This window comes from Pseudomonas sp., from assembly GCF_030696055.1.
GTDB lineage: Bacteria > Pseudomonadota > Gammaproteobacteria > Pseudomonadales > Pseudomonadaceae > Aquipseudomonas.
Window position 1 is genome coordinate 1 of sequence record NZ_JAUYNP010000093.1, and the last position, 7,111, is coordinate 7,111.

General features: G+C 65.2%; 7 protein-coding genes and 1 pseudogene. 1 reads left to right on the forward strand and 7 read right to left on the reverse strand.

Going from position 1 to position 7,111, the window contains the following annotated elements; genetic code table 11:
* The 7 genes and pseudogenes from Q8Q83_RS05675 to Q8Q83_RS05705 all read right to left on the reverse strand — a co-directional run.
* Positions 1–62, reverse strand: a pseudogene (locus Q8Q83_RS05675) (Rsd/AlgQ family anti-sigma factor); the annotation flags it as partial.
* 363 nt (positions 63–425) lie between these two features.
* Positions 426–1,646, reverse strand: a complete 1,221-nt coding sequence (locus Q8Q83_RS05680) for a heme biosynthesis HemY N-terminal domain-containing protein (protein WP_305621906.1) — start codon at positions 1,644–1,646, stop codon at positions 426–428.
* Complete coding sequence (locus Q8Q83_RS05685; protein ID WP_305621908.1) at positions 1,643–2,791, reverse strand: uroporphyrinogen-III C-methyltransferase; 1,149 nt, start codon at positions 2,789–2,791, stop codon at positions 1,643–1,645. The genes Q8Q83_RS05680 and Q8Q83_RS05685 overlap by 4 nt, the downstream gene beginning before the upstream one ends.
* Positions 2,792–2,807: 16 nt before the next feature.
* Positions 2,808–3,581 (reverse strand): uroporphyrinogen-III synthase, encoded by a 774-nt coding sequence (locus tag Q8Q83_RS05690; protein ID WP_305621910.1) that lies wholly within the window; start codon positions 3,579–3,581, stop codon positions 2,808–2,810.
* Positions 3,578–4,516 (reverse strand): hydroxymethylbilane synthase, encoded by a 939-nt coding sequence (gene hemC, locus Q8Q83_RS05695; RefSeq protein WP_305621912.1) that lies wholly within the window; start codon positions 4,514–4,516, stop codon positions 3,578–3,580. The genes Q8Q83_RS05690 and hemC overlap by 4 nt, the downstream gene beginning before the upstream one ends.
* Before the next feature lie 224 nt (positions 4,517–4,740).
* Positions 4,741–5,487 (reverse strand): LytTR family DNA-binding domain-containing protein, encoded by a 747-nt coding sequence (locus Q8Q83_RS05700; protein ID WP_305621914.1) that lies wholly within the window; start codon positions 5,485–5,487, stop codon positions 4,741–4,743.
* Positions 5,484–6,563 (reverse strand): sensor histidine kinase, encoded by a 1,080-nt coding sequence (locus Q8Q83_RS05705; RefSeq protein WP_305621916.1) that lies wholly within the window; start codon positions 6,561–6,563, stop codon positions 5,484–5,486. Before Q8Q83_RS05705 ends, Q8Q83_RS05700 begins: the two co-directional genes overlap by 4 nt.
* A gap of 292 nt (positions 6,564–6,855) precedes the next feature.
* On the opposite strand from Q8Q83_RS05705, the gene Q8Q83_RS05710 reads away from it, so the two are divergent.
* A partial coding sequence (locus Q8Q83_RS05710; RefSeq protein ID WP_305621917.1) for a lyase family protein occupies positions 6,856–7,111 on the forward strand: 256 nt, incomplete at its 3' end.

Below are 7,111 nucleotides of genomic sequence, written 5' to 3' on the forward strand. Positions count from 1 at the left end.
CGGTCGATCAGCAGGTGAACTCCACCCCAACGTTCCTGGGCGTTCTGACAACTCTCGAGCATGATGACCTCACTTCCCTATTGCTATTGGTATTGTTCGCCTGGCCGAGACATTTTTCTGTCGATCGTCCCAGGGGCTTGGGAAGAAAACCGTGGAACGGCAACTTTCCGGCGGTACCTGCGAGCCAGATTATTCCCGCCTGCCTAAGCCTTCAAGACAGCCTTGGAGAAAATTTCATACAAGCGTTTAACAGCCGCGGCGTGGTTCAGCTTAACAGCCTCTGCCCGACAAATGCCCAGAATCGCCGGGCCAGGCTCCGCGTTCCACTTGGGCAGGCCCGTCGGATCGAGCCGCGAACACTCGTCCGGCGGCACTATCCAGCACGTCCCAGCACGCCACTTCAACCCGCGCGCTGAGGGCCAGAATTAGCCCGCCAGACGCCGATCCAGCAGCCTCAGGCCTTCCTGGAACAACTGATTGCTGCCCTCGACTTCGCCCAATTGCGCCAGCAAACGCGCCAGCTCGGCACAAGTTTCCGGGTGCCGCTCGAAGGCCAGGCTGCTCTCAAAATAGCCGCGCGCCTTGGCCCACTGCTGGTTGTGCGCGCACAGGCGGCCCAGGGTCAGCAGCAGGCCGGCATCCTGCGCATGGGCTGGCAACCAGCCTTCCGCCACCTGCAGTTGGCGGGCGCTGTCACGCCCATGCAACAGGCCATACAGACGCACCAGGCGGCTGTCATAGCTGCGTTTCAGGGCGTCATGCAGCAGGGCCTCGGCCTGCGCCTCGGCACCCAGACTGCGCAGTTGCTCGGCATAGACAGCCAGCAGCTGCGGCTCCTGGCGCTGCGCGGCGGACAGTTGCTGCCAGACCTTGGCCAGCGCGTCCAGTTGGCTGGCACCGTCAGCGCCGACCGCCTGGCCGACACTGAGCAAGCGCCCGCGCCAGGCCTGGCGCTCCAACTCGGTCAACTCGGCGTCAGCCAGGACGCGCTGCTTGCGCAGCTCCGGCAACAGCCCCAACAGGCCCGACCAGTCCTGCTGCTGCAGGTGCAGGCGCTGCAACTGAGCCAGGACCTGGTGATGCTGCGGATGGCGCTCGCGCATCGCCTGCAGGGTCTCCTGGGCGGCGCTGGCCTGGCCGCGCGCCAGTTGCAGCTCAGCATGGGTCAGGGCCACGGCCAGCTCGGCCTTGGGCTGACGATTGAGTGCCTGTTCCAGCAGCGCATCGCTTTCCCCATGCTGACCCAGTTGCGCCGCCGCGCGCGCCGCCCCCAGGTAGTACATCAGCGGCTGCGCAGCGCTCTGCGCGGCGCGGCGCAAATGGCGCAAGGCCCGTGCCCAGCGGCCTTCCGCCAGGTCGACGAAGCCCAGTTCGGCCGCCAGGCGCACGCGCCGCCGATGGTGCAAACGCGACCAGGGATTGACCAGGCCCGCCGAGGTCCAGGCAAATCGCAGCAACAGGCGCAGCAGGTACAGCAGCAGCCAGGCCAGCACCAGCAGCGCGACAAAGGCCCACAGACTGGACTCATAGCGAAAGCCTTTATAGGCCAGCAGCACATAGCCTGGGTGTTCGGCTATGGCCAGCCCCAGCAGCGCCAGGCCGGCGACCGCCGCCAGCACCAGCAGCATCAGGTAGAGGCGCTTCATGGGCGCGGCTCCTGCTCGGCCGACTCGGCCTCGACAGCGCTGTCGAACTGCACGCGGGCCGACTGTTTGCTGGCGATATAGGCCTGGACCGCGTTGAGGCTGCCGCTCAGGTCCGGCACCTGGACCTCGATGGGCCGCTCCAACAACTCGTCGATACGCGCGGCCAGGGCGCGGCTGTCCGGATTTTCCGCATTGAAATGCCCGCCCAGGATATCCCGTGCCTGGCGCAAGGCCTGCCGATAGACCGCCGTATGGCCATGCAAGGCGGCCCACTGTGCCTGCTCGAAGGCCAGGCTCAGGGTCAGGCGCACTTGCGTCAGACCCTGACCGGCCAGCAGCGGACGGATATTCTGTTGCGCATCGAAGTCCAGGCGCACGTACTGCGACAGGGCCTCCAGGCCACGCACCCACCAGCTCGAGGGCTCACCGGCGGCGGCCAGCTCACTCAGCGCGCCCCCCTCACCCGCGGCGGCAAAACTGGGTGGCAGCGCCTGCAGCTGCGCGGCCTGGTCACGCAAGGCGCCGAGCTGCAAGAACAGCCCGGTACGATCCGGATCGACAGTGGTGCGCAACGCCTCCAGGCTGTTGGCCAGCTGTTCACGGGCGGCGAAGGCGGCAGGATCATCCTGGCTGCGCAGAATTTCATCGGCGCCTTCGACCAAGGCCAGGGCACTGTGAATGTCCTGCAAGGCCGACAAGCGCAGGCTGGCCAGGCGCAGCAGGTGCTCGGCCTCGGCCAGGCGCCAATCCTGGCGACTGGCGCCCAGCAGGCTTTCCAGGCGCTGATTGAGCAGCTGCTGGTCGCCCTGCAACTGGCTCAGCAGGCGCCGCTGCCCGGCCAATTCGGCGGCGGGCGGCAATTCTTCCAGGCGGCTATTCAGCTCACGGGTTTGCGCCACCAGAGCATCGGTCTGCGCGCTGGTTTGCTGCAGTTGAGCGAGTTGCTGCTGCTCGCGCAGCTGGATGTCCCGCACTTGCCAGACGCCCCAAGCCCCCACGGCCACACCGCCAGCGCCCAGCAGCAAGGCCAGGGCGGCCAGGGCGTTGCCCCGTGGCGCCGGCTGGTTCGGTGCGGTCGCCGGTTTGCCCGCGGGTACATCCGGGGCGATGGGCTCTTGCTCGTTCGGGGTAGTAGCTTCGCTCACGTATCCATCCTTTGCATCAGAGGTCGGGGGCAGCTTGCACCTGCAACGCCGCCAGCAAGGCCGCGGCATTCGCGCCACGGCAGTCCACAACAAATTGCGCTCCGGCCGCGCGGGCCATGTCGGCCACCCGCGGGCTGGGTACAAACAAGGCCAGCCGGGCCACGCGCGGCCAGTCAGCGCCCGCCAGCTCAAGCAGATGCGTGAAACCCTGGCCACTGCTGACCACCAGGCCATTCAAGCGTTCCGCCGCCAGGCGCTCGGTCAACGCTGCTGGCGGATAGTGCGGCAGCAGGCGGCGATAGAGTGGCAGATAGTCCACCGGCACGCCTTGGCCGCGCAAGCGCTCGGCGAGCATCTCTCGGCCACCCTCACCGCGCAGGATCAGCACCCGCGGGGTGCAGGCCGTCGCCAGCACCTGCTGCAACTGCGGCAGTTCAAGCAAGGCTTCGCTGTCATCGCCCTGCTCGGGGCAATACACGTTCAAGCCACGGTCACGCAGAATCTCGGCGGTGGCCGCGCCCACGGCGAACCAGGGTTGCTCGGCCAGTGGCTGCGGCCAATAGCGGTCGAGCAAGTCGAGGCCGAGGCGCGCCGCCGGCTTGCTCACCACTATGACTGCACAGTAGCGATCCAGCTCGAGAATGGTGGCGCGCTGCTCCGGCGTCTCGGCCAGCGCCTCGATCGCCAGCAACGGCAGGCTGCTGCTATGGATGCCCTGCGCCGCCAGGGTCGCGACCAAGGAGGCAGACTCCTGCGCCGGCCGGGTCAGCAGCAAGCGCCAAGCGGTCACGGGTGATCGACCTCACCGTAGACGCCCTCGAGGATCGCCGCCGCGCCTTGCGCCAGCAGCGCTTCGGCCACCCGTACGCCCAGCTGTTCGGCCTCGGCGGCCGGAGCGCGGCCGTCCGCCCGCAGCAGCAGGCCGCCATCCGGCTGGCCGACCAGGCCGCGCAGCCACAACTGTTCGCCTTCCAGCACCGCATAACAGGCGATGGGTACCTGACAGCCGCCGTTCAAGTGCTTGTTCAGGGCGCGCTCGGCGGTGACCCGCAAGGCGGTATCCTGGTGATGCAGCGGCGCCAGCAGCGCATGAATGTCGCTGTCAACGCTGCGGCATTCGATGCCCACCGCGCCCTGGCCACCGGCCGGGAGGCTGTCGTCGACCGAGATAGAGGAACGGATGCGATCCGCGAAGCCCAGGCGAATCAAGCCGGCCGCAGCGAGGATGATGGCGTCGTACTCGCCGGCATCCAGCTTGGCCAGGCGGGTATTGACGTTGCCGCGCAGGAACTGGATTTTCAGATCGGGTCGGCGCGCCAACAGCTGGGCCTGACGGCGCAGGCTGGAAGTGCCTACCACGCTGCCGGCGGGCAACGCCGCGAGGCTGTCGAAGCTATTGGATACGAAGGCGTCACGCGGGTCTTCGCGCTCGCAGATGCAGTACAGGCCCAGGCCCGCGGGGAAGTCCATCGGCACATCCTTCATCGAATGCACGGCGATATCGGCTTCATTCTCCAACAGGGCGGTTTCCAGTTCCTTGACGAACAGGCCCTTGCCACCGATCTTCGCCAGCGGCGCGTCGAGCAGCTTGTCGCCACGGCTGACCATGGGCACCAGGCTGACGCTCAGGCCGGGATGGGCCTGTTCCAGGCGGGCTTTGACGTGTTCGGCCTGCCACAGGGCCAGGGCGCTTTTACGGGTGGCGATACGGATTTCGCGGGACATGAGGCAATTCCAGAAAACGGACTGCCGAGGATAATAACAGGCTGGTCCCTATCAGGCCTGCAACCCTCGCTACCAAAGCCCCTTAGCAACCAATATCGGATCTCGCGAGCTAGAGCGAGACAAGGCGGATACAGGCGAGGAAGCGGAGTTTACTGCTGTAAATGAGCATTCCGAGCCTGTTTCCAACGCAGTATCGCCGACGCGCAGCAGATCCAGCCAGACTGCTAAAGGTTATGCATCAGCTTGCGCACCCCGGCCACATGCCGGCGGCTGACGATCAGCGCTTCGTCATGCATGCCCTTGAGGTACAGCTGAAAATGCCCGAGCGGGGTGCGCTGCAAGCGCTCGATACGCTCGCGGGAGACCAGGGCATTGCGGTGGATACGCACGAAGCGATCACCGAATTCGTCCTCCAGGGCCTTCAGTGGCTCATCCAGCAACACCTCGCCGCCGGCGTGGCGCAGCGTCACGTACTTGTGGTCGGCGATAAAGTAGATCACCTGATCCAGGGGGATCAGCTCGATGCCTTTGCGCGTGCGGGCGCTGATATGGCTGCGCGGGCCGCCGCCACTTTCGCCGGCTGGACGGGTCAGGGCGGCCAGTTGCACGCGGTTCGGCCGCTCGGCTTTCTTCAAGGCTTCGCTGAGACTTTCCGCACGCACCGGTTTGACCAGATAGCCCACGGCGCTGACCCGGAAAGCCTCAATGGCGAATTCATCATGGGCCGTACAGAAAATCACCGCCGGAGGCGCTTCGCGCTCACACAGCTTGGCCGCCACCTGCAGACCATCCAGGCCCGGCATACGGATATCCAGCAGCACCACGTCGGGTTTCAGGCTGTCGATCAGACTCAGGGCTTCTTCGCCGTTGCTTGCCGCCGGTTCCAGCACACGATAGCCCTCGAGCTCGCCAACCATTCGGCTGAGGCGCTCGCGGGCCAGGGGTTCATCATCGACAATCAGGACATTCATAATGCACTGGCTTCCTGCTTGGGTCTCGCACAAGGATAGCGTAGACAAGTGAAGTGGCGACCGTCACGACGCTCTACGCTGAGACTGGCCCGCGCCCCGAAAAGTGCCACCAGCCGCGCGTCTATGTTGTCCAGCGCCTGATGGGTCCCGCGTGACGGCGGCTCGTCTGCCTGTTCGTAGGGATTGCTGACGCACAGCTGAAAGACCCCCTGCTGATAACTGGCCTCGACCCGCACCAAGCCGCCCTCGATGCGCGGCTGAATGCCGTAGATCAAGGCGTTTTCCAGCAGTGGTTGCAGCGTCAGTTGTGGAATCGGCAGATCCTCCGGTACATCGACTATCTCCCATTGCAACTGTAGTCGTTCGCCAAGCCGATAGCGCTCGATCGACAAATATCGTTGCGCCAGCTCCAACTCTTCGCACCAGGGCACCAGGCTGCCGGGCTTGGCCAGGCTGGCGCGAAACAGATCGGACAAGTCCAGCACCGCCTGCTCGGCCTTATGCGGATCGACCACCACTAAGCTGGCGATGCTGTTCAGGCTGTTGAACAGGAAATGCGGGCGAATCCGCGCCTGCAGGGACTCGATGCGGGCGCGCAGTTCCGCCTGTTCCTGGCGGCGCCATTGGCTCTGCAGATAGAAGTAGCGTAGCAGCAACGCCGACATGATCAGGCTGATCAAGGCATGCCGCAGGTACAGATTGACCTCGCCTACCCGCGGCAGCGGCCCGCCCAGCTGGTAATAATCGGCGACCGCGGTGCAGCCCAGGGCCAGGCCCACCACTATGGCGCAGCACAGCACCCCCGCGCTGGCCACGCGCATGCGCGCCATCAACGGGCGCAAACGACAGAGCACGGCCGCCGAGAGCAGCACTATCCACTGCACGAACAACGAGGTCAGGGCCAGGCGCACCCAATCGAAGCCCGGCAGCATAGGCTCGGCGAGCACCAGCACCAGCACCAGCAACTCGGCGAGCAACACCATGCTCAACAAGGCATCGGGCTGGCACAACTCGGGAACGAAAAAGTCATCGACCGGGGGGCGTGGGGGTTCAGCAAACAGGTTTTTTATTTTCATCGCCGCAGTTTCCGCGTAGCCCCGCTCAGCAGCAAGATAGACAGCCGCGACCGGGCAAAATAAAGCGCCGAACTGCCACCCGGCCGGCAAAACTGTGACCGACGCAACACTGCCCTGCATAAACCCGGATCAGCCCGCCGACAAAGCGACGCGGCGATTTTGTGCGACAGCCTGTTATTATTGGCCACTTTTTCCGCCTTGCTGGTCTCCCCGGGTCGTTGAATAGCCAATAGGCTGTGCCACGACCCGTCCTGCAGCCAGCCCGTTTTAGCGCACAAGCCGAGCGAAGCCCATGAGCACTGAAAAAACCAACCAATCCTGGGGCGGCCGCTTCAGCGAACCCGTCGATGCCTTCGTGGCCCGTTTCACCGCCTCAGTCGAGTTCGACAAGCGCCTGTACCGCCACGACATCATGGGCTCCATCGCCCACGCCAGCATGCTGGCCAAGGTCGGCGTCCTCAGCGATGCCGAGCGTGACGCCATCATTGATGGGCTCAAGCAGATCCAGGGTGAGATCGAAGCCGGCCAGTTCGACTGGCGCGTCGATC